Source organism: Streptomyces sp. NRRL S-118, assembly GCF_000716335.1.
Classification (GTDB): domain Bacteria; phylum Actinomycetota; class Actinomycetes; order Streptomycetales; family Streptomycetaceae; genus Streptomyces.
Genome location: NZ_KL591009.1, coordinates 37597 through 64192, shown reverse-complemented (window position 1 = coordinate 64192; position 26596 = coordinate 37597). Strand labels below are relative to the sequence as shown.

Genomic DNA, 26596 nt, shown 5'->3' with positions numbered 1-26596 from the left:
GGGACCGAGCGGCCGCGCGTCGGCCCCCCGAACGGCACCGGGAGCACTGCGAACGTCATCGGCATCACCTTTTCACCCGAATGCTCCAGGTCAAGCACCGCCTCGCCGTGCGTTCGGGCGGTGTGTCGCTCCCGCCGCCAACACCCAGCCGCCGCCGTGGCGTTCGACGAATCCGAGCGAGTGGAGTTCGTACAGCCTGCCGAGCGCCTCGTCAACACCGGTGCCGGCGCCACGCGCCACCTCCCGCCCGGTCGCGGCCCTGCCGCGTGGCGGTATCGCTTCGAGAACCCGCGCGCTGACCGGGTCGAGCAGGTCGCGCGGCAGCACGGGCCCCCGCCGGACGGGGGCGAGGTCGCCGATGTCCCCGACCAGTTCGGCCACTTCGGCCGCGTCGGTGACCAGGACGGCCTCGCCGCGCAGCAGTTCGTGCACCCCCGCGGAGAGCGCGCTGGTGGCCGGCCCGGGCACGCCCATGGTGTACCGGCCGAGCCGCTGCGCGCTGCGCGCAGTGACGAGGGAGCCGCTGCGGTACTCCGCCTCGACGACCACCGTCCCGCGGGTCAACGCGGCGATGACGCGGTTGCGGAGGACGAACCTGCTCGGCGTCGGGTGGGAGCCCGGTGGCAACTCGCTCACGAGCAGGCCCTGTTCCGCGATGCGACCGATCAGTCCGGCGTGGCCGCGCGGGTAGGCCGCGTCGACCCCGCAGGCGAGCACGGCGACGGTGGCCCCCTCCACGGCCAGCGCCCCGCGGTGCGCGGCCCCGTCGACCCCGAAGGCCGCGCCGGAGACGACGACCCAGCCTCGCTCGGCGAGCCCCGAGGCGAGGTCCGCCGCCATGTGCGCCCCGTACGGCGTGCACGCCCGCGCCCCGACCACCGCGACCGAGCGCAGTGCCCACCGGCGCAGATCCGGCCGCCCGCGCACCCAGAGCCCCACGGGGCGGGCGTCCCCGAGGTCGTCGAGCTGACGGGGCCACTCGGCGTCGCCCGGGACGACGAACCGCCCGCCCACGGCGTCCACCGCGTCCAGGTCCCGTTCCGGCTCGGCGCTCGCGGCCCGCAGCCGCATGCCCTCCGTCCGCCGCTCGCTCGCCCCGGCCAGAGCGCCCGGCGCGTACGGCTGCGCGGCCAGCCGCCCGAGCAGTTCCGCGGCTCCGAGCTCCCGCACCCAGCGCCCGCCCCGTTCGTCCCCCGGCTCGATGATCCGCGTCAGCGCGGCCCGCGCCCGCCGCTCCTCCTCGCTCGCGCCCGTCCCCCGGGTCACCGTGCCGCCCCCGTCTCCAGGGGCACCCCGCGGGCGATCCCGGTGCGCAGCTCCAGCGCCAGGGAGACGTCCCCGGGCTCCGGGTGGTCACGGCCCGCGAGGTCGGCGAGGGTCCAGGCCACCCGGAGCACCCGGTCCAGGCCCCGCGCGGTGAGCAGGCCGCGCTCGATGTCCCGCTCGGCAGCGTCGAGGGCGCCGGGGGCGACGCGCCAGCGGGTGCGCAGCTCATGGCCGGGCACCTCGGAGTTGACGGTCCACGGGGTGCCGTGGAGGCGCGCGGCGGCACGCGCCCGGGCTTCGAGGACCCGCGCGGCAACGGCCGCTGTCGTCTCTCCCCGTCCGCCGCACCCCAGCAGGTCGGCCCGGCGGACCGGCTCCACGTGCACCCGCAGGTCGACCCGGTCGAGCAGCGGCCCGGACAGCCGCGCCTGGTAGCGGCGGATCACCGAGGCCGGGCATTCGCACCCGCCGCCGGCGCCGTGCACGGTGTGCCGGCCGCACGGACAGGGGTTGGCCGCCAGCACCATCAGGAACCGCGCGGGCAGGCGCACCACGCCGGCGCTGCGGGCGACGACCACGTGCCCCGACTCCAGCGGCTGGCGCAGCGCGTCCAGCGCCTTGCCGGAGAATTCCGGGGCCTCGTCCAGGAAGAGCACGCCCCGGTGCGCCAGGGAGACGGCGCCGGGCCTCGGCAGTCCGTTGCCGCCGCCCACGAGCGACTGCATCGTCGCGGAGTGGTGGGGCGCGCAGTACGGCGGCCGGTGCACCAGCGGTTCGCCCGGCGGCAGGATGCCGGCCACCGAGTGGACGGCGGTGACCTCCAGGGACTCCTGCCGTGTCAGCGGGGGCAGCACGCTCGGCAGCCGCTCGGCCAGCATGGTCTTGCCCGCGCCGGGCGGGCCGGAGAGCAGCAGGTGGTGGCCGCCGGACGCCGCCACCTCCAGGGCGACGCGCGCCGCGCGCTGCCCGGCTACGTCCGCGAGGTCGGGTCCGTCGGCCGGGTCGGCGGCGAGCCCGGTGCCCGCGCCGGCGCCGGGCACCATCAGGCCGGACAGCATGGCGTCCGGGCGACCCTGCTCGTCGGGTTCCTCGTCGGGCACGGGCTCGTCGGACAGGACGGCGATGAGCTGGCGCAGGGTGCGCACGCCGAGCACGGAGACGCCCGGCACGAGCGCGGCCTCACCCGCCGTCCGCTCGGGTACGACGACCTGCCGGTAGCCCGCCTCGGCGGCCGCGAGCACGGCGGGCAGGACACCCCGCACGGGCCTGACCCGGCCGTCCAGGCCCAGCTCCCCGATGAGCACGAGGTCGGCGATGGTCCTCGGGTCGATGCGCCCGGCGGCGCCCAGGACGGCGCTCGCGACGGCGAGGTCGAACCCCGAGCCGCCCTTCGGCACGGAGGCCGGGCTGAGCCCGACCGTGAGCTTCTTCTGCGGCCACCCCTCGCCCGAGTTGACGACCGCGGCCCGGACCCTGTCCCGGCTCTCGGAGAGGCTCTTGTCGGGCAGGCCGACCAGGGCGAACGCCGCCACCCCGGGCTCCAGACCGGCCTGGACCTCGACGACCACGCCCTCGACGCCTACCAGGGCCACCGAACACGTCCGTGCGAACCCCATCAGGCCACCCCCCGCGCGTGCTCGACCACGGGTGCGCCTCGCCGCGGCAGCAGCACCCCGATGAGGTCGATCCGCAGCCCGCCCGGCGGCGGTCCGCCGTGCCGCTCGAGCCAGCACGCGGCGAGCCGTCTGAGCCGGTCGGCCTTGGCGGGCGTGACCGCCGCCATGGGGTGCTGGAAGCCACCGCCCCTGCGGGTCTTGACCTCGCAGACGACCACCGTGTCGCCGTCCCGGGCGACGATGTCGATCTCCCCGGTCCGCCCGCAGCGCCAGTTCCGTGCCAGCACGGTCATGCCGCACTCGCCCAGCCGGCGTACCGCCAGCTTCTCGCCGTACGTGCCCAGTGCCCCCGTCGCGTTCATCTCGGCACCACCTCCGTCACTCACTGTGACGTAACCGCACCACGCCGGTGGATCATGGTGGACAACCCGATGACTGTGGACAACCCCGTCACCCCGGTGGGTGAAGGCGGGGCCATAAGACAGCCGGAGGCGACGACGCGTGCGCTGCCGCGTCCGCCGGTGACCGCCCGTACGAGCGCCGAGAGGCCTTAGCTCCCGGGGAGCTCCAGGTCGCTCTTGTTGAGCTCCTCGATGTTGACGTCCTTGAAGGTGAGCACCCGCACCTGCTTGACGAACCGCGCCGGCCGGTACATGTCCCAGACCCAGGCGTCCGCCATCGACACTTCGAAGAAGACCTCGCCCTGCACCGAGTGCACTTGCATCTCGTAGTCGTTGGTGAGGTAGAAGCGGCGCTCGGTCTCGATCACGTATTTGAAAAGACCGACGACATCGCGGTACTCCCGGTAGAGCTTCAGCTCCATCTCGGTCTCGTACTTCTCGAGGTCCTCGGCGCTCATGGCATGTTCCCCTTCAGCCGTGCGTCCCCCCATTGTGCGCCGGAGTCCCGCACCCCTGGACGATCTCGGGGGCCAGGACCACCGGCGATTCCGGGGGCCCCTCGTCGAGCAGCGTGCGCAGCAGCCCGGCGAGTCGTGTCGGGTACACCGTCTCACGCGCCGCCGACAGTTCGGCGGAGGTCCACCACCTCAGCCCCGTGACACTGCGCGCCTCCAGCTCCGTCGGGTCGGCCAGGGCCACCGCGGCGGCCGGCCGGCGCGTACGGGCGAGGTAGTACCACTCGTCCTGGTCCCAGCGGCGTCCGGCGAACGGGAAGGAGCAGTAGCGCCGCCACACCACCGGTCCCAGCTCCACGTCCGTGAGGCCGGTCTCCTCGGCCACCTCGCGCAGCGCGGCCTGCGGGCGGGTCTCGTCGCCCTCCACGCCGCCGCCCGGCGTGAACCACCAGGTCCGTTCCGGGTCGTCCGGTTCGTACCCGTGCAGGAGCAGGATCCGGTCGTCGGGGTCGAGCAGCACCACCCGCGCGACCTTCCGCGGCTCCGCCGCCCCCGAGCACCCCGGCCGCTCCTCAGCCACGTGCGCCCGCCTCCGTACGGGACCGGGCGGGCCGCGACAGCCGCCGGGCGATCGGTCCGTACGCCGCTCCGCAGAGGATCAGCGCCGCGCCGGCGACCACGGAGCCCACCACGAGCCTGACCGGCCCGGGCTGCGACACGCCCCCGGGCAGCGCGGCGAAGCCCCCGGGGCGCTCCACCACTCCGCCGACCGGCCACGCCACGGCGTCGACCCGGGCCGTGACGGCGCTGCGCGGCACCGAGCCGTTCGCGGCGTCCTCCAGGTGCACCCGGGAGTCCTGCGAGCTCATGCGTTCATCGCCCAGGAGGAAGATCCGCCCCTCCGGGACGGTCACCGAGAACGGCGTCGAGGCGGGGCCCTGCGACCGCAGATACGGTTCCGCGATCGGTGTGCCGTTCACCGCGAGCCGGCCGTCGGTGCCGCAGCAGGCCACCTTGTCGCCGCCGACGCCGACCACCCGCTTGATCATAGGCAGGTCGCCCCAGCTCGCGTCCTTGAAGATCACGACGTCGCCGCGGCGCACCTCGGCGTCATCGATCCGCTGGGCCAGCACCCGGTCCCCGGACACCACGGTCGGGGACATCGAATTCGTCGGCACGGTGTAGGGCTGGTACTGGACGGCTCCCCAGACGAACCCGCCCAGGAACAGCACACAGCCGACGGCCACGGCCAGCCCCGACAGCGCGCTGCCGAGACGGCCGCGGCCGTCGTCCGTTCGTTGTGTTCCGCTCATCCCAGCGCTCCCCATCCCGCCGGGCCGGCCTTCCGGCCGGCCCTCGGAGAATCGACGATGTGGGACGGAACCCTACCCGCCGCGCCCTACTCGGCGGTACGCCTCTTCCTGCGCCACAGCACGACCGGCAGTGCGCCCGCCAGGCCCAGCGCCCCCGGCGCCACCGCCGCGGCGGTGGCGGCGTTCAGCCCGGGCTGGTCGAAGACCGACGGCACCGGGAGCGTGGACCAGCGGCCCAGCGGCCAGGCCACCACGACCGCCCGCCCGACGACTCGTTCGTTGGCGACCGTGCCGTTGCCCGGCAGTTCCTGGTGGTAGCGGGAGTCGAGCGAGTTCTGGCGGTTGTCGCCCATCACCCAGATGCGGTCCTCGGGCACCTTGATCGGCCCGAACGGCTCGTCGTCGCAGGGCGTGGAGCCGGGGGCGATGTACGACGTCTCGTCGAGCGGCTTGCCGTTCAGGACGACCTTGCCGCCCTTCTTGCACTCCACGGTGTCGCCGCCGACCGCGATGACCCGCTTGATGAGGTCCTTCTCCTCGGAGGACGGCATCAGCCCGATGAAGCTGAGGAACTCCTGGAGGAAGTTGGGGTCGGGGGTGGGCTCGCCCTCCAGCCAGCCGCCCGGGTCGTGGAAGACGACGACCTCTCCGCGCTCCGGCTCCGAGCCGAACCACGGGGTGAGCTTGTCGACCAGGACCCGGTCGCCGCGCTGCAGCGTGTTCATCATCGAGTCGGACGGGATCGAGAACGCCTGCACCAGGAACGTCTTGATCAGCAACGCCAGCAGCAGCGCGATGCCGATCAACAGGGGCAGTTCCTTCCAGAAGGACCGGGGCTTCTTCGGCCCGCCGTCGCCCGTCCCGCCGTTGTCCGTTCCGCCGTCCGCGTCCGCCGCCGGCCCCTCAGTGTGACCGGTTCCGGGGGAGGGCTCCCCGGCCGACCCGGGGGAACCGGCGGAAGAAGGCCCGGAGAACCGCTCCGGCCTGTCCTCCGGTTCGCCGTGCCCGGATCGTGCGCCGACCGCCAAATCCCCCACATCCACTCCTCACTCCGTGCAACCGCCCGCCCCACAACAGGGGTGGGCCCACCACTCCCATAACGAGCGGGAGTTCCGCAGGGCTCGGGAGCCGGACCATTCCGTTCAGAATCCGAGAGGACACACTATGCGAAGCATCCAGCGGCGGCGCAGTTCCACCCCGCGAGTCAGGGACGGAGGCGAACGTCTCCGGCTCCTCCAGTCTGCGCCAGTGGTCGAAGGGCCAGGCGATCACGACCGCCTTGCCGACCACCTCCTCCTCGGAGACGGTCCCCTGGTACGCCTCGTCCAGGTGGAACCGCGAGTCCGCGGAGTCGGACCGGTGGTCCCCCAGCACGAACAGCCGCCCGGCCGGGACCTTCACCTCGAACGTGATGGTGGAGGGAACGTTTCCGGGATGCAGGTACGGCTCGTTCAGCGGTACGCCGTTGACGGTGACCCGTCCGTCCTTGTCGCAGCACTTGACGGTGTCCCCGCCCACCGCGACGACCCGTTTGATCAGGTCCTGCTCGTCGTCGGAGGGCAGCAGTCCGATGAAGGTGAGGGCCTGCTTGACCTGCTTGACGACGACCGGGTCGTCCTCCTTGGGGGTGTTCTCCTCCTGGAGCCAGCCGCCGGGGTCCCTGAAGACCACGACGTCTCCGCGCTCCGGCCTCGACCCGAACCAGGGGGTGAGCTTGTCCACCAGGACACGGTCGTCGATCTGGATCGTCTGCTCCATCGACCCCGACGGGATGACGAAGGCCTGGACGAGGAAGGTCTTCAGAACGAGGGCGATGAGCAGTGCCACCGTGATCAGGAGAGGGATCTCCTTCACGGCCGACCTCTGCCGGCGCCGTTTGACACGGCGGGCGAGCTTGCGCCGCTCCGCACGCCCGGGCAGCGCGCGGCCGCCGTCCGTGGGCCGTGAGCCGGTGGGCAGCCGCGTATCGGCCCGGTGACCGCCGCGCCTGCCCCGGTTACCCATGGCCCCCGCCCGTCGTGCGGGCTTCCGGCACCCCGCTCAGGGCCGGGGCGGGCTCCACCGCGGACCAGCGGTCCACCGGCCAGCCGATCCAGTCGGCCCGGCCGATCACCTTGTCCACCGGGACCACGCCGCCCCCCGGTTCGCCCAGGTGGTCCCGGGAGTCGCGGGACTGGCTGCGGTGGTCGCCCATGACCCACAGGGTGTCCCGCGGCACGACGATGTCGAAGGGCACCTGCGAGGGTGTGTCGCCGGGGTGCAGATACCCCTCGTTCACCGGTACGCCGTTCACCTTGACCCTTCCCCCCTTGTCGCAGCACGTCACACGGTCTCCCCCGACGCCCACCACGCGCTTCACGAAGTCGGTGTCGGCGGGCTCGACCAAGCCGAGTGCCGCGCCCGCCCCGTGCAGCAGCCCGGTGAACGGGTCCTGCTCCGGTGCCTCGCGCACGAAGGACCCGGTGCCGTCGAAGACGACCACGTCCCCGCGCCGGGGCTCGGAACCGAAACGGTACGCCAACTTGTTGACCAGCACCCGGTCCCCGACCTGGAGCGTGGGCTCCATGGAGCTGCTCGGGATCTGGAAGGGCTGCACCACGAAGTGGCTGAACAGCAGCAGGAGTACGGCGCAGAGGAGGCCGATCAGCCCGGGCCCGCGCCATGGGCGCCCGGCGGGTCCGCCGGAGAACCGTTCGCGGACGCGGCCGGTGAGCCGGCCGGAACGCACGGAGCGCGACTCCTCCTCCGATCCGGAGGAGGAGTCGCGCTCGGTGTGCTGTGCTTCGGTGTCCATCGGGGCCAGATGCTATCCGGCCGTCCTGTGGACGCCCGCAGGGCGGAGGTGAGCCGGGGCTCAGTTCTCGCGCTTCTCCTTGATCTTCGCGGCCTTGCCGCGCAGCTCGCGCAGGTAGTACAGCTTCGCGCGACGGACGTCACCGCGGGTGACGAGCTCGATCTTCTCGAAGATCGGGCTGTGCACCGGGAAGGTGCGCTCGACGCCGACGGAGAAGGAAACCTTGCGGACCGTGAAGGTCTCGGAGACGCCCGAGCCCTGGCGGCGGATGACGACACCCTTGAACTGCTGGATACGGGAGCGGTTGCCCTCGATGACGCGAACGTGGACGTTCACGGTGTCACCGGGACGGAACGCCGGGATGTCGGTCCGCAGGGACGCGGAGTTGACGGCGTCGAGAACGTGAGACATGTTCGTCTGCTTCCTCACTGATGCCACAGGTCATCAGCGGCAACTAGAGATGGGGTTTCAGGGCCGTGCCGTCGGGGTCGGCGTCGTGTCCCCCTGTGGCAGGGGCGCCGGCCGGACGTACGACAGCGGTCTATTCTTCCACGGCTCCCGGCCTGCGCCAAAATCGGCCACCCGGTTCAGGGGCCCAGCCCAGGATGGAGAGCGTTTCCCGGTCCTTCTTGTCGAAGGCGGCGGGGTCGGTCCGCTCGATCAGGTCGGGCCGGTTCGCGGCGGTGCGCCGCAGCGCCTCGTCGCGCCGCCAGCGGGCGATCCTGCCGTGGTGCCCGCTGAGCAGGACGTCGGGGATGCCGCGGCCGCGCCACTCGGGCGGCTTGGTGTAGACCGGGCCTTCGAGCAGGTTGGCCATCGCGCCGGGGGCGAAGGAGTCGTCCCGGTGGGACTCGGCGTTGCCCAGGACGCCGGGCAGCAGCCGGGCGACTGCCTCGGTGATGACCAGGACGGCGGCCTCGCCGCCGGCCAGCACGTAATCACCGATGGAGACCTCGTAGACAGGTATCCGGGTGGCGTACTCGTCGATGACCCGACGGTCGATGCCCTCGTACCGGGCGGGGGTGAAGATCAGCCAGGGCCGCTCGGACAGCTCGACGGCGAGCTCCTGGGTGAAGGGGCGCCCGCTGGGCGTCGGCACCACGAGGGCGGGGCCGTGGGCGCCCGCCTCGTACCCGTCGGCCAGGGTGTCGTCGAGCGCCTCGCCCCACGGGCCGGTCATCATGACCATGCCGGGTCCGCCGCCGTACGGGGTGTCGTCGACCGTGTTGTGGCGGTCGTGGGTCCACTCGCGCAGGTCGTGCACGTGGACGTCGAGCCGGCCGCGCGCACGCGCCTTGCCGACGAGCGAGACGTTCAGCGGTTCCAGGTACTCGGGGAAGATCGTGACGACGTCGAGCCGCATCAGGCTCCGTCCTCCTCACGGGAGGACACGATCTCGGCGCGGTCGTCGATGAGACCGGGCGGCGGGACGACGACCGCCTTCTGCTCGGCAAGGTCGACGTCGGTGACGATCTCCTCGACGAACGGGATCATGACTTCGCCGCCGTCGGGGCGCTCCACCACGAGCAGGTCCTGGAAGGGCAGGTGGGAGACCTCGGTGATCCGGCCGATCACCGTGCCGTCGGCCAGCACCACGTCCAGGTCGATGAGCTGGTGGTCGTAGAACTCGTCGGGCTCCTCCGGCCGCTCGTCGGGGTCGACGTCGGCGATCAGCAGCGTGTTGCGCAGCGCCTCGGCGGCGTTGCGGTCGCGCACGCCCTCGAAGCGCAGCAGCAGCCGGCCGCTGTGGACCCGGCCGGTCTCGATGGTCAGCGGACCCGCGGAGGCGGGGTCCGTGGCCAGTACGGCGCCGGGTGCGAGCCGCAGCTCCGGCTCGTCCGTCCGCACCTCGACGGTGACCTCGCCCTTGATGCCGTGGGCGCGGCCGATCCGTGCGACTACCAGCTGCACTTCTCAACTCTCCTGTCGGACGACTACGGGCCGGGGCGGGCCGTAGCCCTCCCCGGCCCGTGCCGGCGTTCAACTTCGATCAGCGGACCTGATCCACGTCGACGAGGTCGACCCGGATGCCGCGGCCGCCGATGGCGCCCACGACGGTCCGCAGAGCACGCGCGGTGCGGCCGTTGCGGCCGATCACCTTGCCGAGGTCGTCGGGGTGGACCCGGACCTCCAGCACGCGCCCGCGACGCAGGGTGCGCGAGGCCACCTGCACGTCGTCGGGATTGTCCACGATGCCCTTCACGAGGTGCTCGAGAGCCTCCTCGAGCATGCTCAGGCCTCGGTCGACTCGGTGGACGCGGCCTCGGCCTCGTCCGCCTTCTTGTCGGCCTTCTTGGCCTTCGGGGTGATGGCCTCACCCTTCGCCTCGTCACCCTCGAGCGCCTTGGCGAAGGCGTCGAAGGAGGCGCGCTTGTCTTCCTTGGTCGCCGGGGCCAGCAGCGGCTTCTCGGGGGCCGGGAGGCCCTTCACCTTCTGCCAGTCACCGGTGAGCTTGAGGATCGCGAGGACCGGCTCGGTCGGCTGGGCGCCGACGGACAGCCAGTACTGCGCACGCTCCGAGTCGACCTCGATGCGCGACGGGTTCTGCACCGGGTGGTACAGGCCGATCTCCTCGATGGCCCGGCCGTCACGGCGGGTACGGGAGTCGGCGACGACGATGCGGTAGTGAGGCGAACGGATCTTGCCCAGACGCTTCAGCTTGATCTTGACTGCCACGGGTGTGGTGTCTCCTGGTCTTGACGTGGTTGGGCACGACGAAATGCCACGTGGGGTTGCGGTACCCGAGTGCCCGATGGACGCGTCAGCCGGAGGAGAGAGGGGTCCTGTTCGACTGTCGAGTACAGCTAGCCATTGTGCCACACCACGTGGGGTCAGCTCGCCGCGCCCACCGCTTCCGGAATGCGGAACGGTTTCCCGCACCCGCCGCACACGATCGGCGCCTGGGCGAGGACCGAGGGGACGACGCGTACGTTGCGACCGCAGTCGCATACCGCTTTGACCCGCACGCCGCCGCCCGAGGAGCCGTGCCGGGCGGCCGGACCGCGGAAGGAGCGCTTGGTGTCGGCGGCGGTGGCGGCCGTGTGCGCCTTCAGGGCGCGCTGGAGCCGCTCGATGGTCGGCCGGTACCGGCGCTTCGCCTCGGGATTGAGCGTGACCAGGGAGAAGCCGCTGCTGGGGTGCGGCTCCTCGGGGTGGTCGAGACCCATCTCCTCGGCGATCGCCAGAAATCTGCGGTTGTGGTAGCGGCCGGCGCGGGAGGTGTCGCGGACGCCTCGCGCGGCGGCGATGCCGTGGACTGCCTCGTGGAGCAGTCGTTCGAACGAGAGCTCGGCGCCACAGGCGGACGACGACTCTCCGATCAGGGATTCGGGCGCGGCAAGATCGGGCAGCTCGGGGTGGTGCCGCTGAATGTCGGCCCACGCCTGTGCCAGCTCTGCGGCGAGAACAGGTGGTGTCGTGCTCACGTCGTGACAACGAGCCGGAGCGGTGCTGGGTTCCATTCCAGGGCATCCCAAATAATTTGCACGTACCCGTCAGTTGCCGTTGATGCGGTCGGGACGAGGGCCAGTGCGCTGATCTGCGGATAAGGCGCACAGCTCGCACCAAGGTGTTACGTAGCGCCGCTCACGCCCCCGCGCCCGCGCTCCGGCGCGGGGGCCGAGGACGAGGCGCCCGCGGTGTGACAGTACTCCCGCGCGCGGGGGCGCACGGCACCCGGGCCGTTGGCATGGCGGGATTCGCTCGCCGACCCCACTATGGGAGAAGTTCGTGCCGACTCGGGGGCGCACGCCCGGGGCACGCAAGCATTGCGACCCAACCCCTGGACTTGGGGGCGGATGCGGAGTTCCCTGGGCGTCGGGGAGTGCGCGCGCACGTACACGGGGGCCTGTCAATCAGGGCACAGACGCACAGATGGACCTCTCGGCGGATTGGGGCGCTTTCGATGACACCTATGCTCGTCCAGCACCACCCCCACCCGGCCTCGGCTCCTCCGGCGACGGATGCGCCCGGCCGTGCCCGCGACTGGGCGGAGATCCAGGAGCGGATGCTGGTCCCGCTCTACGAAGCGGTGTACGAGCACCTGGAGGTAGGCACCGGGACGCGGCTGCTGGGTCTCGGTTGCGGCTCCGGACTCGCGCTGCTGATGGCGGCCGCACGCGGCGCGCAGGTCACGGGCGTCGACACGGACCACGCACGCGTGGACCTCGCCAGGGAACGCCTGCTCCCCGGCTCCGGGGCGCACGACGGCGTGCGCTGCGGCGAGACGCGGCTGCTGTACGGAGGGCCCGCCGAGGCGGCGGACCCCACCCGTCCGGCGTACAACCTCGTCACCGCGTTCCAGCCGATCGGCTGCACCGCCGGGGACTCCGAGGGCCTGGTGCCCGCCCTGGCGAGCGGCGTGCGGCTGGCGGAGCGGGGCAGTGCCGTGGTCCTGGCGGGCTGGGGCCCGCCGGAGCGGTGCGCGACCTCGACCGTGCTGCGGGTCGCGGGCCGGCTCACCGAGCGGCTGCGGACGCGCTCGGGCTGGCGCCCGGCGACGCGGGACGACCTGGAGGACGTCGCCGCGCGGGCCGGGCTCAAGCCGGACGGGTCCGGACGGGTGGCATGCCCCTTCGGGTACGCGGATGTCGAGAGCGCCGTGCGCGGCCTGTTCTCGACGGGCCTGTTCGACGCGGCGGTGGAGGCGTCGGACCAGGCGACCGTCGAGAAGGAGGTCACGGAGGCCCTCCACCCGTACCTGCGTCCCGACGGGACGGTCTGGATGCCCAACGTCTTCCGCTACCTGGTCGCCCGGACGCCCTGATCCCCCGGGCCTCCGGGCGGCCCGGCGGACCCGGATCCCACCGAGGGCGCCCGGAGAACCGGGCGCCCTGTCGCATGGCGGACGCGCGGACTTTGCCCGCGCGCCTCACTCCTCGTGGTTCTTGGTGACGCGCGTGATGCCGGCCGCCCGGTACGCCTCGCTCTCCTCCAGCGTCTCCTTCTCCAGGAGCGCCTCGGCCAGGGAGTCCAGCTTGGCCCGGTGCTCCTGGAGCAGGGCGCACGCCTTGTCGTAGCACTCGTCGACGACGCGGCGCATCTCGTCCGCCACCGCGTCCAGCGTCGCGGGCGCGGCGGACAGCCCGTACGCCTGCTGGGCATCCCCCGGGATGGCGCTGAGGCGCCCGACGCGCTCGCTCATGCCCCAGCGGCCGGCCATGCCCCGGGCGATGTTGGTGACCTGCTCCAGATCGCTCTCCGAGCCGGTGGTGATGACGCCGAAGACGACGTGTTCGGCGGCCATGCCGCCGAGTGCGCCGATGATGCGGCCGCGCAGGTACTGCTCGGTGTAGGCGTACTTGTCGGAGTCGGGTGTGGAGAGGGTCACGCCCAGCGCACGGCCGCGCGGCACGATGGTGACCTTGCGGACCGGGTCGGCGCCGGGCTGGAGCATGCCCAGCAGGGCGTGGCCGCTCTCGTGGTACGCGGTGCGGCGGCGCTCCTCCAGGGGCATGACCAGCGCGCGTTCGGCGCCGAGCTGGACCTTCTCCAGGGCTTCGGAGAGGTCCGAACGGGTGACCTGGTCGCGGCGGCGCTTGACGGCGAGGAGGGCGGCCTCGTTGGCGAGGTTGGCCAGTTCCGCGCCGGTCATGCCCGGTGTCGTACGGGCCACCTGGGCCAGGTCGACGTCGCCGGCGAGCGGGATGTCGCGGGTGTGGATCCGCAGGATGGCCTCGCGGCCGCCGCGGTCGGGCGGGCTGACGTGGACGATCCGGTCGAAGCGGCCGGGGCGGGTCAGGGCGGGGTCCAGGACGTCCGCGCGGTTGGTGGCGGCGATGACGATGACTCCCTCCGAGCCGGAGAAACCGTCCATCTCGGTGAGGATCTGGTTGAGGGTCTGCTCGCGCTCGTCGTGTCCGCCGACGGCGGCGCCGCCGCCCCGTGCGCGCCCGATGGTGTCGATCTCGTCGATGAAGATGATCGCGGGGGCGACCTTGCGGGCCTCGTTGAACAGCTCCCGTACGCGTGAGGCGCCGACGCCGACGATCATCTCGATGAACTCGGAGGCCGAGGCGGAGAAGAACGGCACGTCGGCCTCCCCGGCGACGGCCCTGGCCAGCAGCGTCTTGCCGGTGCCGGGCGGCCCGGCGAGCAGGACGCCGCGCGGCATCTTGGCACCCATGCGCCAATAGGCGTCGGGATTCTTGAGGAAGTCGACGACGTCGTTGAGTTCGCCCTCGACCTCGTCGATGCCGGCGACGTCCGCGAACGTCGTGCGGTGCTCGGCGGCCACCTCGACCGGTTTCGGCGGGGTCTTGCGGCCGAGCATCCCGCCGGCGCCGCCGAGCCCGGCGCTCATCCGCCGGGAGATAAAGACCCACAGGACGACCAACAGGGCGATCGGCGCGAGGGAGAACAGCAGGTTGGCGAGGAAACTGGGCCGTTCGACGACCGGCTCGGCCGTCACGGTGACCTTCTGCCGGGTCAGCTGGGCCCACAGGTCGTCGTCGGCGAAGGCCGGGCGCTGCGTGGTGAAGCGCTCCTTGTTCTTCAGCTCGCCCTCGATGGCGTCACCCTGGGAGTAGATCTTGGCGACATCGCCGTCGGTGACCCGCTCGCTGAACTCGGTGTAGGAGAGGGACCGCTCGTCGCCGTTGCCGAGGAACGTCAGCCCCAGATAGGTCAGGGCGAAGACGGCCAGGGCGGCGATGACCAGCCCGGTCCAGCCGCCGGGCGGCTTGCGGCGGGGTGGGGCCGGTTTCGGTGCGCCCTCGGAGCGCCAGGGCTGGTCGGTGCGGTCGCGCGGGGGTACGGAATTGGCCACGCTGCCATCATGCGAGAAGCCCGCGAAACAGGCATTCCGGACACGGGCTCCCGGGGAGTGTGCGCAAGGCGGCGCCGTCCGCCCCGCGGGGCGGAGGTGACGTTCACGGACAGCACTGCGGGAGCGCGGCATACGTAAGGGGCGCCCACCCCAAGGTGGACGCCCCTTACCGGTCGATGGCTCAGCCCATGAACTTCTTGAACTCGTCCGGGAGCTCGAAGTCCTGGCCGGGCTGCCCGGCGGGGAGGCCGAACGCGCCACCCTGCGCCGCCGCCTGTTCGCGGCGCGCGGCCGCGGCCTGCTCCTCGGCCTTCCGCTTCATCGGGTTGCCGCTCTTGCGCTTGCCCTTGGCCTGCTTCTGCTGCTTCTTCTGACGCCCCGGGCCGCCGCCCATGCCCGGGATCCCCGGCATGCCCGGCAGCCCGCCGCCCTGCGCCATGCGGGACATCATCTTGCGTGCCTCGAAGAACCGCTCGACGAGGTTCTTGACGGCGCTGACGTCGACGCCCGAACCACGGGCGATGCGCGCCCGGCGCGAGCCGTTGATGATCGTCGGGTCCTGGCGCTCGCCCGGGGTCATCGACTTGATGATCGCGGCCGTGCGGTCCACGTCCCGCTCGTCGATGCTGTTGATCTGCTCCTTCATCTGGGCCATGCCCGGCAGCATGCCGAGCAGCTTCGAGATGGAGCCCATCTTGCGGACCTGCTCCATCTGGGCCAGGAAGTCGTCGAGCGTGAAGTCCTTGCCCTTGCTGCTCGCCAGCTTGGAGGCCATCTTGGCGGCCTCTTCCTGGCTGAAGGTCTGCTCGGCCTTCTCGATCAGGGAGAGCACGTCGCCCATGCCGAGGATGCGGGACGCCATGCGGTCCGGGTGGAACGCGTCGAACTCGTCCAGCTTCTCGCCGTTGGAGGCGAACATGATCTGGCGGCCGGTGACGTGCGCGATCGACAGGGCGGCACCACCGCGGGCGTCGCCGTCGAGCTTGGAGAGCACGACGCCGTCGAAGCCGACGCCGTCACGGAAGGCCTCGGCGGTGTTGACCGCGTCCTGGCCGATCATGGCGTCGACGACGAAGAGGACCTCGTCGGGGCTGACGGCGTCGCGGATGTCCGCGGCCTGCTGCATCAGCTCCTGGTCGATGCCGAGACGGCCCGCGGTGTCGACGATGACCACGTCGTACTGCTTGGTCCTGGCGTGCTCGATCGAGTCCTTGGCGACCTGCACCGGGTCGCCGACGCCGTTGCCGGGCTCCGGCGCGTACACGCCGACGCCGGCGCGCTCGGCGACGACCGCGAGCTGGTTGACGGCGTTGGGGCGCTGGAGGTCGCAGGCGACCAGCAGCGGCGCGTGGCCCTGGCCCTTGAGCCAGAGGCCCAGCTTTCCGGCGAGGGTCGTCTTACCGGCGCCCTGGAGGCCCGCCAGCATGATCACGGTGGGCGGGTTCTTGGCGAACCGCAGGCGGCGGGTCTCGCCGCCGAGGATGCCGACGAGCTCCTCGTTGACGATCTTGATGACCTGCTGCGCCGGGTTCAGCGCCTGCGAGACCTCCGCGCCGAGGGCCCGCTCCTTGACCTGCTTGATGAAGGCACGGACGACGGGCAGCGCCACGTCCGCTTCGAGCAGGGCGATGCGGATCTCGCGGGCGGTGGCGTCGATGTCCGCCTCGGACAGGCGGCCCTTGCCCCGGAGGTTCTTGAATGTCGCGGCAAGGCGGTCGGAGAGGGTATCGAACACGGTGGTCGCGGATCCTCGGGTCTCGGGGTCGGGCGGACGGTCGCCCCCCAGGGTATCCGGCCCGGGGCCATCCGCATCAGCCCCGGCCGGAAGCCGCCCCGGAAGCGCCCCCGCGCGGGCCGGGGCGCGCCTCTCGGGTGAGGCGCGCCCGGCGCCCCGCGCCCGTCGGGGCCCGTCAGGTGCGCAGATCGGTTTCCAGGGCCCGGGCCACCTCCGCGGCGTCCTCCGGCGCCAGCGGAGCGCCCGCCGCGTCGGTGACGTAGAAGGCGTCGACCGCGTTGGCGCCCAGCGTCGAGACGTGGGCGCTGCGCACGCGCACCGCGGCCGCCTCCAGGGCGCGGCCGATGCGGTGGAGGAGGCCCGGTGCGTCGTGGGCGCGGACCTCGATGACGGTTGCCAGCGTCGAGCCGGCGGCCGCGACGGTGACGCGGGGCGGCGGGGCCTTGACGCCGCGCCGCCGCGGGTAGGCGGCCTCCCGTTCGGCGAGCCGCGCCCGCAGGTCCAGGGAGCCGTCCAGGACGCGGACGAGGTCGGCGCGCAGCCGGGCGGCCTGCGGCAGGGAGCCGTACTCGGCGGCGACGCGCCAGTTCAGTACGAGGACGGTGCCGGGGCCGAGCTCGGTGGGCAGTTCGATGGCGCGCAGGTCGGCCGAGCGGACGGTGAGGCGGTGCAGGGCGAGCACGCCGGCGACGGCGGGCAGGACGCCCGGCTGGTCGGGCAGGGCGATGAGCAGTTCCACACCGACGGGTTCCGGCGCGTCGTCGGCCTGCGGCGCGTTCTCGGCGTGCAGGGCGAGGACGGGACCCCGGGTGCGCAGCGCCTCCACGGCGAGCCGTTCCTCCTCAGCGCCCGGGGCGGTGGGCACGGGGGCCGCCGGGGCCTCGCCGACGAGGGCGCCGGCGACCCGTTTGACCAGGTCCGCGACGAGGGAGCCGCGCCAGGACGACCAGGCGGCGGGCCCGGTGGCGAGCGCGTCGGCCTCGGTGAGGGCGTGCAGCAGCTCCAGGGTGGACGGCGAGCCCACGGCGGCGGCGACGGACTCGACGGTCGCCGGGTCGTCCAGGTCGCGGCGGGTCGCGGTCTCCACGAGGAGCAGGTGGTGGCGTACCAGGGTGGCCAGGACGGCCGCGTCGGCGCGGTCGAAGCCGATCCGCACCGCCACGTCCCGCGCGATGGTCTCGCCGGCGACGGAGTGGTCGCCGGGCCAGCCCTTGCCGATGTCGTGCAGGAGCGCGGCGACGAGGAGCAGGTCGGGACGGCCCACCCGGCGGGTCAGGGCGGAGGCGCGCACCGCCGTCTCGACCAGGTGCCGGTCGACGGTCCAGGTGTGCACGGGGTTGCGCTGCGGACGGCAGCGCACGCGCTCCCAGTCGGGCAGCAGCCGGGTGACGATTCCCTCGGCCTCCAGTGCCTCCCAGACCGGGACCGTGGACTCCCCCGCGCCGAGGAGGGTGACGAGCGCCTCGCGCGCCTCCGCGGGCCACGGCACCGGCAGCGGTCCGGCGGTGGCGGCGAGGCGGCGGACGGCGTGCAGGGAGAGGGGCAGGCCGTTCTCGGCGGCCGCGGCGGCGGCGCGCAGCGGGAGGACCGGGTCGCGTTCGGGGCGGGCGGTGCGGGCGAGGACGGCCTCGCCGTCCATCTCGACGACGCCTTCGGCCAGCGGGGTGCGCTCGGGCTGCGGTTTGCCGCCGCCGAGCAGGGCGCGCAGCCGGGGGCGTACGGAGCGGGCCCGCAGGACCCGGTTGACCTCGCGCCAGGTGACGTCGCCGGCGTACGAGATGGTCCGGGCGGCCTCGTAGACCTGGCGGAGCAGGGCGTCGGGGTCGAGCAGCCCGAGGGCGCCGGCGACCTGGGCCTGCTCCTGGAGGGCGAGCCGGTCGGTGGCGCGTCCGGTGACGAGGTGCAGCGCGTCACGGGTGTCGAGGAGGGTGCGGCGGGCTTCGGCGAGTCCTTCGCGAGGCGCGTCGGCGAGCCAGGAGGCGGCGACGGCGCGCAGGGCGGTGGCGTCGCGCAGGCCGCCGCGGGCCTCCTTGAGGTCGGGTTCGAGGAGGTACTGGAGTTCGCCCTGGCGTTCGGCGCGTTCGCGGCACAGGGCGTCGAGCTCGGGGAGGCGCCCGGGAGCCTGGTTGCGCCAGTCGGCGAGGACCGCGGTGCGCAGCGCGGTGACCATGCCGAGGTCGCCGGCGATGTGGCGGGCGTCGAGGAGGCCGAGCTGGACCTTCAGGTCCTCGCCGGCGGTCCTGCGGGCCTCGGCGGGGGTGCGGACGGAGTGGTCGAGGGCGAGGCCCAGGTCCCACACCGGGTACCAGACGCGGTCCGCGAGGGCGGCGACGGTGCCGGCGTCGGCGCTGCCGTCGTGGAGGAGGAGCAGGTCGAGGTCGCTGCGGGGGGAGAGCTCCCCGCGCCCGTAGCCCCCGACGGCGACCAGCGCCGCGCCGCGCGCGGGGGCCGCCGCGGTGAACAGTGCCGCGAGCCAGTCGTCGGTGAGCCGGGACAGGGCCGCACGGCGCGGCGGCCCGGACTGCGCCTCCTGTGTCAGGAGGCGCAGCCGGGCCGCCGCGTAGCCGCTGGGTCCCGAGTCGTCCGCCCGTGTGTTCTCCATGCTCGACACCCAGCTGCTCCTTACAGTGCGTCGGGTCCGCGCTCGCCGGTGCGGACGCGGACGGCCGTGTCGACCGGGACGCTCCACACCTTGCCGTCACCGATCTTGCCGGTGCGGGCGGCCTTGACGATGACGTTGACGAGCTCCTCGGCGTCGCCGTCCTCGACCAGTACCTCGATGCGGATCTTGGGGACGAGGTCGACGGTGTACTCGGCACCCCGGTAGACCTCGGTGTGGCCGCGCTGCCGCCCGTACCCGCTGGCCTCGGTGACCGTCAGTCCCTGGACTCCGAAGGCCTGGAGCGCCTCCTTGATCTCGTCCAGTCGGTGCGGCTTGACGACTGCGGTGATGAGCTTCATGCGTCCACCTTCTTGTTCTCCACCACGGGCAGGGCGTCGGTCGGGGTCCTTCGCGAACCGGCGCCGCCGCCGGCTCCGCTGAAGTCGTACGCCGTCTCGGCGTGCTCGGCCTGGTCGATGCCGGCGACCTCCACATCCTCGCTGACCCGCATGCCCATCGTCTTGTCGATGACGAAGGCGAGCAGGGCGGAGACGACCAGGGAGTAGGCGAGGACCGCGAAGACACCGATCGCCTGCTTGCCGAGCTGCTCCAGGCCACCGCCGTAGAAGAGGCCCTTGGCCGTGGACTGGACTCCGCCGGTGGCGAAGAAGCCGACCAGCAGGGAGCCGACCACACCGCCGACGAGGTGGACGCCGATGACGTCGAGGGAGTCGTCGTAGCCGAACTTGTACTTCAGGCCCACGGCCATGGCGCACAGCAGACCGGCGATGGCGCCGATGGCGATCGCGCCGAGCGGCGAGCAGGAGCCGCCGGCCGGGGTGATGGCCACGAGGCCCGCGACGGCGCCGGAGGCGGCACCGAGGGTGGTGAAGGCGCCGTGGCGGATCTTCTCGTACGCGAGCCAGGCGAGCATGGCGGCGGCGGTGGCGACCTGGGTGTTGACGAACATCACCGCGCCGACGCCGTCGTCGTTGCCGAGCCAGGAGCCGGCGTTGAAGCCGAACCAGCCGAACCAGAGCAGACCGGCGCCGAGCATGACCAGCGGGAGGCTGTGCGGGCGCATCGGGTCCTTCTTGAAGCCGATGCGCTTGCCGATGACCAGGATGACGCCGAGGGCGGCGGCGCCGGCGTTGATGTGGACCGCGGTGCCGCCCGCGAAGTCGATGACACCCATCTCGAAGAGCCAGCCGCCGGTGCCCCAGACCCAGTGGGCGACGGGGAAGTAGACGACGGTGGCCCACAGGGCGATGAACAGGGCCCAGGCGGTGAACTTCACGCGGTCGGCGAGGGCGCCGCTGATCAGGGCGGGTGTGATGATCGCGAACATCAGCTGGAAGACGGCGAAGACGTACACCGGGATGGTGTAGCCGGGCCACAGTTCGGTGATCCCGATGCCGCTGAGGCCCACGAAGTCGGACGACCACCCGATGAGGGAGCCCGAGTCGGTGCCGAAGGCGAGGCTGAAGCCGTAGAGCACCCACAGGATCGTCACGATCCCGAGACTGATGAAGCTCATCATCAGCATGTTGAGGGTGGACTTGACGCGGACCATGCCTCCGTAGAAGAAGGCGAGGGCCGGCGTCATGAGCATCACCAGGGCGGAACAGATGAGCATGAACCCGGTGTTCGCGGCAGACAGCGTGGGTGCGTCTGCGGCAAGGGTCGTGATGCCTGGGGGCATCGGCGTCTCCTCGTCGTCGGTCGGCCTGTGCGGGGCGGAGCCGGTGCTGCGCCGGCTATGAGGGGGTGGCCGGTTATGGGCCCGAGATTCGCGCAGCGCGGTTTCGGTCGATGCCGCACCATGTTTCGCGGCAGTGACGAAGAGGGCGGGTGTGTTACGCCGACATGAACCACAGGGTCACGGGCGTGTAACGGGGGTACGCTCTGCGGGCGGCATGGGACCGGCCGCGACGTCACCCTGTTGACCTGGCGTGAGGGAGCCGAGTCGGGCTGTACAGGGGTGACGGCCGCGGCCGGGGTCGGGGGGCCGCCCTTTTCAGACCGCTTCGGCGGTCTCGGGCAGCTGGGCGGTGAGGATGTCCGTGAGCCGGGCGACTTCCGGTACGTCGCCGAAGTCGCGGGCCGCCGTGTCGACGGTCTTGCGCAGCCGGGTGTTGACCCGCTCGGAGCGCACCCGCTTGGCGACGTGCAGGGCCTGTTCGGCGAGGGCGGTGGACTGCTCGGGCTCGCGCTTGAGCAGGTGCACGGTGGCCATGCCGATGAGGTTCAGCGCGTACGAGCGCTGGTGCTCCGCGTCGTCGCGGAACAGCTCGACGGCGCGCCGCATCACCGGCTCGGCGAGCGAGGCGTACGTGGGGCTGCGGCCCGCCACGTAGGCGAGGTCGCGGTAGGAGTGGGCGTTCTCGCCGTTGAGCTCGGCCTCGGAGAAGAAGCGGATCCAGTCGGGCTCGGGCTCGCCGTCCAGACCGGCGTCGGCGAAGGTGTCCTCGGCCATCCGCACGGCGCGCTTGCACTTGCCGGGCTGCCCCATGTTGGCGTAGGCGCGGGCCTCCATCGCATACAGCATCGCCTGGGTACGCGCGGTGGCGCAGTCGCGGCTGCCGTACTGGGCGAGGTGGATGAGCTCCAGGGCGTCGTCGGGCCGCCCGAGGTGGATCATCTGGCGGCTCATGGAGGAGAGGATGTACGAGCCCAGGGGCTTGTCGCCGGCCTCCTTGGCGGCGTGCAGGGCGAGGACGAAGTACTTCTGGGCGGTGGGCTGGAGACCGACGTCGTAGCTCATCCAGCCGGCCAGTTCGGCCAGTTCGGCGGCGCAGGTGAAGAGCCGGCGGGCGGTGGCGGGCGGCTGCGGCTCCTGCAGCAGGTCGGTGACCTCGTGGAGCTGGCCGACGACCGCCTTGCGGCGCAGCCCGCCGCCGCACTGGGCGTCCCATTGGCGGAACATCGCGGTGGTGGACTCCAGCAGGTCCAGCTCCGGCTTGGACAGCCGGGTGGGGCGGCGCAGGGCGGTCGGCTGCTCCGGCCGTCCGGTGTCGGCTGCCGGTGTCGGCACGAGCCAGCGCTGCATGGGCTCGATGAGCGCGGGGCCGGCGGCCAGGGCCAGGGAAGTGCCGAGGAAGCCGCGGCGGGCGAGCATGAGGTCGCTGCGGGAGAACTCGCTGAGCAGGGCGACGGTCTGGGGGCCGGCCCAGGGCAGGTCGACGCCGGACACCGAGGGTGACTGGTGCGCGGTGCGCAGGCCGAGGTCCTCGATGGCGACGACCGTGCCGAAGCGTTCGGAGAAGAGCTCGGAGAGGATGCGCGGGATCGGCTCGCGTGGCTGCTCGCCGTCGAGCCACCGCCGTACGCGGGAGGTGTCGGTGCTGATGTGGTGTGCGCCCATCTGGCGCGCCCGGCGGTTCACCTGACGTGCGAGCTCGCCCTTGGACCAGCCGCTGCGCACGAACCACGAGCTCAGTTGCTCGTTCGGGCGCTTGCCGGCATTCGTACCGTCTGCGCCGCTGCCGCCCACGGGAACGCCCCCATCCGCTGTCATCGCTTTTTCGCGAACCTTTACCAGAGTGTCGTCGGTCGTGGCCGTCCGTCCGGAGGTTCAACGTTTCGAACACGGACCCGGCTTGCCTCCGGCATACCCGCGAGAACGGCCGCCACCCCAGGGGCTCGTGCACCGAAAGTAATCCTACGATCACCCGTCAGGCGAGGGCGTTTCCATAAACGCCACCATTCGCCACCCCTTCGAATGAACTCGGCCGCGCCCAGGCGCGATTCACTTGACAGACGACCGATCAGGGGCGGGCGGATCGTTGCACACGGCGGCGTGCGCGACGACCCGCGCCACCCTGAACGCCTCCGCACGCCGCCCGTCAGGGCATGGTGGCGACGGAGGGTCACGACAAGACTCCAGGTCGTAACCACCGGCGAGCTCCACCCGTTGGAGGGGGCATGGGCTTCACGATCGGCTCCACCCGCACCCGCACCCGTATCCGTGACATCCGGCGGCGCGGCACCCGCACCGCCGAGTGCACCGTGGTGGCCGAGTACACCGGCCTGTGGGGCTGGGACGTGGTCCCGGGCGCGCGTGCCGCCTCCGGCCGCTGCTCCTGCGGCGACTCCGCCTGCCCGGCCCCCGGGGCGCACCCGCTGGACTTCGCGCCCGAGGTGCCGGCGGGCGCGACGCTCGACACGGTCACCGAGGCGTGGTCCCGGTTCCCGGGTGCCGCGCTGATGCTGCCGGTCGGGCGGAGCTTCGACGTCCTGGAGGTCGCCGAGCCGGCGGGCCGCCGCGCGCTGGTCCGGCTGGAGCGGATGGGGCTGCCGCTCGGCCCGGTGTGCGTCACCCCGACGGGCCGCGCGCAGTTCTTCGTGGCGCCCGGCGCGGCGGCCGAGCTGCCGCAGCTGCTGTACCGGATGGGCTGGGACGACGCGGACCTCGACCTGCAGTGCCTGGGCCCCGGCCACTGCATCACCGCCCCGCCCTCCGACCGTGCGGGGCTGGGTCCGGCGCGGTGGCTGCGCCCGCCGTCGCTCGACGCGGGGACGCCACCGCAGGCCCGCCTGCTGCTGGGCACGCTGGCGTACATCTGCCACCGCTCGGTGGCGTGATCCCGCGTTCCGCCGGTGCGGAACACGGACCGGACGGAACAGGGCCCGCCCCGATGGGGCGGGCCCTGTCGCCGGGCGGAAGGGATCAGTCGCCGGGCGGAAGGGGTCAGTCGCCGATCAGGGCGTCGACGAAGGCCTCCGGCTCGAACGGGGCCAGGTCGTCCGGCCCCTCGCCGAGGCCGATCAGCTTCACCGGGACGCCCAGCTCGCGCTGGACCGCGATCACGATGCCACCCTTGGCCGTGCCGTCGAGCTTGGTCAGGACGATGCCGGTGATGTCGACGACCTCCGCGAAGACGCGGGCCTGGACCAGACCGTTCTGGCCGGTGGTGGCGTCGAGGACCAGCAGGACCTCGTCGAGCGGGCCGTGCTTCTCCACGACGCGCTTGACCTTGCCGAGCTCGTCCATGAGGCCCGTCTTGGTGTGCAGACGGCCGGCCGTGTCGATGAGGACGACGTCCGCGCCCTCCGCGATGCCCTCCTTGACCGCGTCGTACGCGACCGACGCCGGGTCGCCGTTCTCAGGGCCGCGGATCGTGCGGGCGCCCACGCGGTCGCCCCAGGTCTGCAGCTGGTCGGTGGCGGCAGCGCGGAAGGTGTCCGCCGCGCCGAGGACGACCGACTTGCCGTCGGCGACCAGCACGCGGGCGAGCTTGCCGGTCGTCGTGGTCTTGCCCGTGCCGTTGACGCCGACGACCATCACGATCCCCGGGGTGTCCAGGGCGCTCTCCGTGTGCACGGTGCGGTCGAGGTCGGTGCCGACGAGGGTGAGCAGTTCCTCGCGGAGCAGCGCCCGCAGCTCCTCGGGCGTCCGCGTGCCGAGGACCTTCACGCGCTCACGCAGCCGCTCCACCAGCTCCTGGGTCGGCGTCACGCCGACGTCCGCGGTGAGCAGGGTGTCCTCGATCTCCTCCCAGGTGTCCTCGTCGAGGTGCTCCCGGGACAGGAGGTTGAGCAGGCCCTTGCCCAGGGTGTTCTGCGAGCGGGCGAGCCGGGCGCGCAGCCGGACCAGGCGGCCGGCGGTCGGCTCGGGGATCTCGATCTCGGGCGCGGGCGGCGCCGCGACGAGCGGGTCCTCGACGGCGGCGGGCGCTTCGAGCGCCTCCTCGGCCGTCGGGAGGTCCACCTCCTCGATGGTGCGGCGCGGTTCCTCCCGCGGTGTCTCCGCCTCCTCGCCGACGTGCGGCTCGGCGGGCGGAGCGGTGATGGTCGGCGTGCTCGACGGCGCCTGCGGCGGCGGCAGCTGCTTCTTGGTGCGGCTGCTCACCACCAGGCCGCTGATCGCGCCGATCGCGACCAGAGCGATGACTACAGCAAGGATGAGGATGTCCATAACCCGTCCAGTATCCCCCAGGGGTGTAGGCCCCTATCTGAGCCTTTCGGGGGGAATGTGCGAAGTCGTGGATCCCCCGTCTCCCGCCCGGAGCCGGTCCACGGCCCACGCCTCCGGCACCGAAGGCGCGAGCCCGTCGACGGGGCCGGCGCGCGCCGGTACCTGCCGGGTGAACACGTACTGCCCCGGTTCGAGGCCGTCGGGGCCTGAACCGGGGCAGTCTCGTGCTCGAGGAGAGGGGCAGCGGGGTTTTAGCCCATCTCCTCCAACGCCTTGCCCTTGGTCTCCTTCACGAACCGCAGTACGAAGGGGATGGAGAGCACGGCGAAGACCGTGTAGATGATGTAGGTGCCGGACAGGTTCCAGTCCGCCAGGGACGGGAAGCTCGCGGTGATGGCCCAGTTGGCGATCCACTGCGCGGAGGCTGCGACGCCCAGGGCGGCGGCGCGGATCCGGTTGGGGAACATCTCGCCGAGGAAGACCCAGACCACCACGCCCCAGGAGAGGGCGAAGAACAGCACGAACACATGGGCGGCGATCAGGGCGACGACGCCCTGGGTCTCCGGCAGCTTGTCGTTGACCAGGTCGGCGGAGAAGGCCCATGCCTCTACGGCGAGGGCGAGCGCCATACCGGCGGAGCCGATCAGGGCGAGCGGCCGGCGGCCGATGCGGTCGACCAGGACCATCGCGATCACGGTACCGACGATATTGATGATCGACGTGGTGAACGAGTAGAGGAACGAGCTCGCGGGGTCGATGCCCACGGACTGCCACAGCGTCGCGGAGTAGTAGAAGGCGACGTTGATGCCGACGAGCTGCTGGAAAACGGACAGGCCGATACCGATCCAGACGATGGGCAGGAAGCCGAAGCGCGAGCCGAGCAGGTCCTTGAAGGTGGACTTGTGCTCACGGTGCATGGCCGTCTCGATCTCGGCGATGCGGGCGTCCAGGTCGACGTTCTTGCCCTCGACCTCGGAGAGGACCTGCCGGGCCCGGTCCTTGCGGCCGACGGAGATCAGGAAGCGCGGGGACTCGGGGATGGCGAAGGAGAGCAGTCCGTACAGCACGGCCGGGACGACCATGACGCCGAGCATCCACTGCCAGGCCTCGAGGCCGCCGATCTCGCCGCGCTGCTGGCCGTCGGCGAGCTGGAGGATGCCGTAGTTGACCAGCTGCGAGACGGCGATGCCGATGACGATGGCCGCCTGCTGGAAGGAGGCGAGCCGGCCGCGGTACGCGGGCGGCGAGACCTCGGCGATGTAGGCGGGGCCGATCACGGAGGCCATGCCGATGGCGAAGCCGCCGACGATGCGCCAGAAGGCGAGGTCCCATAGCGCGAACGGGAGCGCGGAGCCCACGGCGCTGACCGTGAAGAGCACCGCGGCGATCTGCATGCAGCGGATGCGGCCGATGCGGTCGGCGATGCGGCCCGCGGTGGCGGCGCCGATGGCGCAGCCGATGAGCGCGATCGCGATGACCTGGGCCAGGGTCCCGGACCCGATGTCGTACCGGTCCCGGATGGCCTCGACGGCGCCGTTGATGACGGAGCTGTCGTAGCCGAAGAGGAAGCCGCCCATCGCGGCTGCGGCCGTGATGAAGATGACATGGCCGAGGTGGTCGGGATGGGCCTCGCGGGCTCCCGACGCAGGGGGCTGCGCGGTGCTGGTCACGTGAACTCCTGGGCCCGGCAGCGTCGCCGAGCATGGGGGGCGAGCCCTTCCAGTGGCGCAC

The 26596-nt window shown here is 72.4% G+C and carries 24 protein-coding genes and 1 pseudogene; 2 read left to right on the top strand and 23 right to left on the bottom strand.

Annotated elements, in window-relative coordinates:
* Window positions 1-90: 90 nt before the first annotated feature.
* The 15 genes and pseudogenes from dprA to IH00_RS0117695 all read right to left on the bottom strand — a co-directional run bounded on the left by dprA (window position 91) and on the right by IH00_RS0117695 (window position 11306).
* Complete coding sequence (dprA, locus tag IH00_RS0117765) at window positions 91-1266, bottom strand: DNA-processing protein DprA (protein ID WP_031074703.1); 1176 nt, start codon at window positions 1264-1266, stop codon at window positions 91-93.
* Window positions 1263-2882, bottom strand: coding sequence for a YifB family Mg chelatase-like AAA ATPase (locus IH00_RS0117760; protein WP_031074702.1), 1620 nt, complete (start codon window positions 2880-2882; stop codon window positions 1263-1265). Before IH00_RS0117760 ends, dprA begins: the two co-directional genes overlap by 4 nt.
* Window positions 2882-3244: a YraN family protein gene (locus tag IH00_RS0117755; RefSeq protein ID WP_031074701.1), complete on the bottom strand. Its 363-nt coding sequence runs from the start codon at window positions 3242-3244 to the stop codon at window positions 2882-2884. Before IH00_RS0117755 ends, IH00_RS0117760 begins: the two co-directional genes overlap by 1 nt.
* Window positions 3245-3432: 188 nt before the next feature.
* On the bottom strand, window positions 3433-3741 hold the full coding sequence (locus IH00_RS0117750; protein ID WP_005311352.1) for a DUF2469 domain-containing protein: 309 nt from the start codon (window positions 3739-3741) through the stop codon (window positions 3433-3435).
* A gap of 13 nt (window positions 3742-3754) precedes the next feature.
* Window positions 3755-4318 (bottom strand): NUDIX hydrolase, encoded by a 564-nt coding sequence (locus IH00_RS0117745; protein ID WP_052411457.1) that lies wholly within the window; start codon window positions 4316-4318, stop codon window positions 3755-3757.
* Window positions 4311-5051: a signal peptidase I gene (lepB, locus tag IH00_RS0117740; RefSeq protein WP_031074697.1), complete on the bottom strand. Its 741-nt coding sequence runs from the start codon at window positions 5049-5051 to the stop codon at window positions 4311-4313. Before lepB (IH00_RS0117740) ends, IH00_RS0117745 begins: the two co-directional genes overlap by 8 nt.
* Before the next feature lie 86 nt (window positions 5052-5137).
* On the bottom strand, window positions 5138-6079 hold the full coding sequence (gene lepB / locus IH00_RS0117735; protein WP_078887811.1) for a signal peptidase I: 942 nt from the start codon (window positions 6077-6079) through the stop codon (window positions 5138-5140).
* A pseudogene (gene lepB / locus IH00_RS0117730) lies at window positions 5973-7055 on the bottom strand (signal peptidase I); the annotation flags it as partial. The pseudogene lepB (IH00_RS0117730) and the gene lepB (IH00_RS0117735), both read right to left, overlap by 107 nt.
* Window positions 7048-7845 (bottom strand): signal peptidase I, encoded by a 798-nt coding sequence (lepB, locus tag IH00_RS0117725; protein ID WP_031074692.1) that lies wholly within the window; start codon window positions 7843-7845, stop codon window positions 7048-7050. The gene lepB (IH00_RS0117725) and the pseudogene lepB (IH00_RS0117730), both read right to left, overlap by 8 nt.
* A 60-nt stretch (window positions 7846-7905) precedes the next feature.
* Window positions 7906-8256: a 50S ribosomal protein L19 gene (gene rplS, locus IH00_RS0117720; protein WP_031074691.1), complete on the bottom strand. Its 351-nt coding sequence runs from the start codon at window positions 8254-8256 to the stop codon at window positions 7906-7908.
* 130 nt (window positions 8257-8386) lie between these two features.
* Window positions 8387-9208, bottom strand: a complete 822-nt coding sequence (trmD, locus tag IH00_RS0117715) for a tRNA (guanosine(37)-N1)-methyltransferase TrmD (protein WP_031074689.1) — start codon at window positions 9206-9208, stop codon at window positions 8387-8389.
* The gene (gene rimM, locus IH00_RS0117710; protein WP_031074688.1) at window positions 9208-9756 is read right to left on the bottom strand and encodes a ribosome maturation factor RimM; all 549 of its coding nucleotides are present in this window, start codon (window positions 9754-9756) and stop codon (window positions 9208-9210) included. Before rimM ends, trmD begins: the two co-directional genes overlap by 1 nt.
* A 79-nt stretch (window positions 9757-9835) precedes the next feature.
* Window positions 9836-10075 (bottom strand): RNA-binding protein, encoded by a 240-nt coding sequence (locus IH00_RS0117705; protein ID WP_003980229.1) that lies wholly within the window; start codon window positions 10073-10075, stop codon window positions 9836-9838.
* 2 nt (window positions 10076-10077) lie between these two features.
* On the bottom strand, window positions 10078-10521 hold the full coding sequence (rpsP, locus tag IH00_RS0117700; protein ID WP_031074686.1) for a 30S ribosomal protein S16: 444 nt from the start codon (window positions 10519-10521) through the stop codon (window positions 10078-10080).
* 155 nt (window positions 10522-10676) lie between these two features.
* Window positions 10677-11306: a hypothetical protein gene (locus tag IH00_RS0117695; protein ID WP_078887810.1), complete on the bottom strand. Its 630-nt coding sequence runs from the start codon at window positions 11304-11306 to the stop codon at window positions 10677-10679.
* A 443-nt stretch (window positions 11307-11749) separates the two neighbouring features.
* On the opposite strand from IH00_RS0117695, the gene IH00_RS0117690 reads away from it, so the two are divergent.
* Window positions 11750-12610, top strand: a complete 861-nt coding sequence (locus IH00_RS0117690; RefSeq protein WP_031074683.1) for a methyltransferase domain-containing protein — start codon at window positions 11750-11752, stop codon at window positions 12608-12610.
* 105 nt (window positions 12611-12715) lie between these two features.
* On the opposite strand, the gene ftsH is transcribed toward IH00_RS0117690, so the two are convergent.
* The 6 genes from ftsH to IH00_RS0117660 all read right to left on the bottom strand — a co-directional run bounded on the left by ftsH (window position 12716) and on the right by IH00_RS0117660 (window position 22441).
* Complete coding sequence (gene ftsH / locus IH00_RS0117685; RefSeq protein WP_031074681.1) at window positions 12716-14611, bottom strand: ATP-dependent zinc metalloprotease FtsH; 1896 nt, start codon at window positions 14609-14611, stop codon at window positions 12716-12718.
* Window positions 14612-14792: 181 nt separating this feature from the next.
* Complete coding sequence (ffh, locus tag IH00_RS0117680) at window positions 14793-16346, bottom strand: signal recognition particle protein (RefSeq protein ID WP_031074679.1); 1554 nt, start codon at window positions 16344-16346, stop codon at window positions 14793-14795.
* A gap of 175 nt (window positions 16347-16521) precedes the next feature.
* Entirely contained in the window at window positions 16522-18948 is a 2427-nt protein-coding gene (locus tag IH00_RS0117675; RefSeq protein WP_420710885.1) for a [protein-PII] uridylyltransferase, read from the bottom strand.
* A gap of 20 nt (window positions 18949-18968) precedes the next feature.
* Complete coding sequence (locus tag IH00_RS0117670; protein WP_031074677.1) at window positions 18969-19307, bottom strand: P-II family nitrogen regulator; 339 nt, start codon at window positions 19305-19307, stop codon at window positions 18969-18971.
* Window positions 19304-20650, bottom strand: a complete 1347-nt coding sequence (locus tag IH00_RS0117665) for an ammonium transporter (protein ID WP_031074675.1) — start codon at window positions 20648-20650, stop codon at window positions 19304-19306. Before IH00_RS0117665 ends, IH00_RS0117670 begins: the two co-directional genes overlap by 4 nt.
* A 315-nt stretch (window positions 20651-20965) precedes the next feature.
* A complete protein-coding gene (locus IH00_RS0117660) occupies window positions 20966-22441 on the bottom strand; it encodes a transcriptional repressor NsdA (RefSeq protein ID WP_031074673.1) in 1476 nt (491 codons plus the stop codon).
* A gap of 431 nt (window positions 22442-22872) precedes the next feature.
* Here IH00_RS0117660 and IH00_RS0117655 point away from each other — a divergent pair, with 431 nt between their 5' ends.
* A complete protein-coding gene (locus tag IH00_RS0117655; RefSeq protein WP_031074672.1) occupies window positions 22873-23532 on the top strand; it encodes a bifunctional DNA primase/polymerase in 660 nt (219 codons plus the stop codon).
* 106 nt (window positions 23533-23638) lie between these two features.
* On the opposite strand, the gene ftsY is transcribed toward IH00_RS0117655, so the two are convergent.
* Entirely contained in the window at window positions 23639-24865 is a 1227-nt protein-coding gene (ftsY, locus tag IH00_RS0117650) for a signal recognition particle-docking protein FtsY (RefSeq protein WP_031074669.1), read from the bottom strand.
* Window positions 24866-25116: 251 nt separating this feature from the next.
* Window positions 25117-26535, bottom strand: coding sequence for a sugar porter family MFS transporter (locus IH00_RS0117645; protein WP_031074667.1), 1419 nt, complete (start codon window positions 26533-26535; stop codon window positions 25117-25119).
* Window positions 26536-26596: the final 61 nt, after the last annotated feature.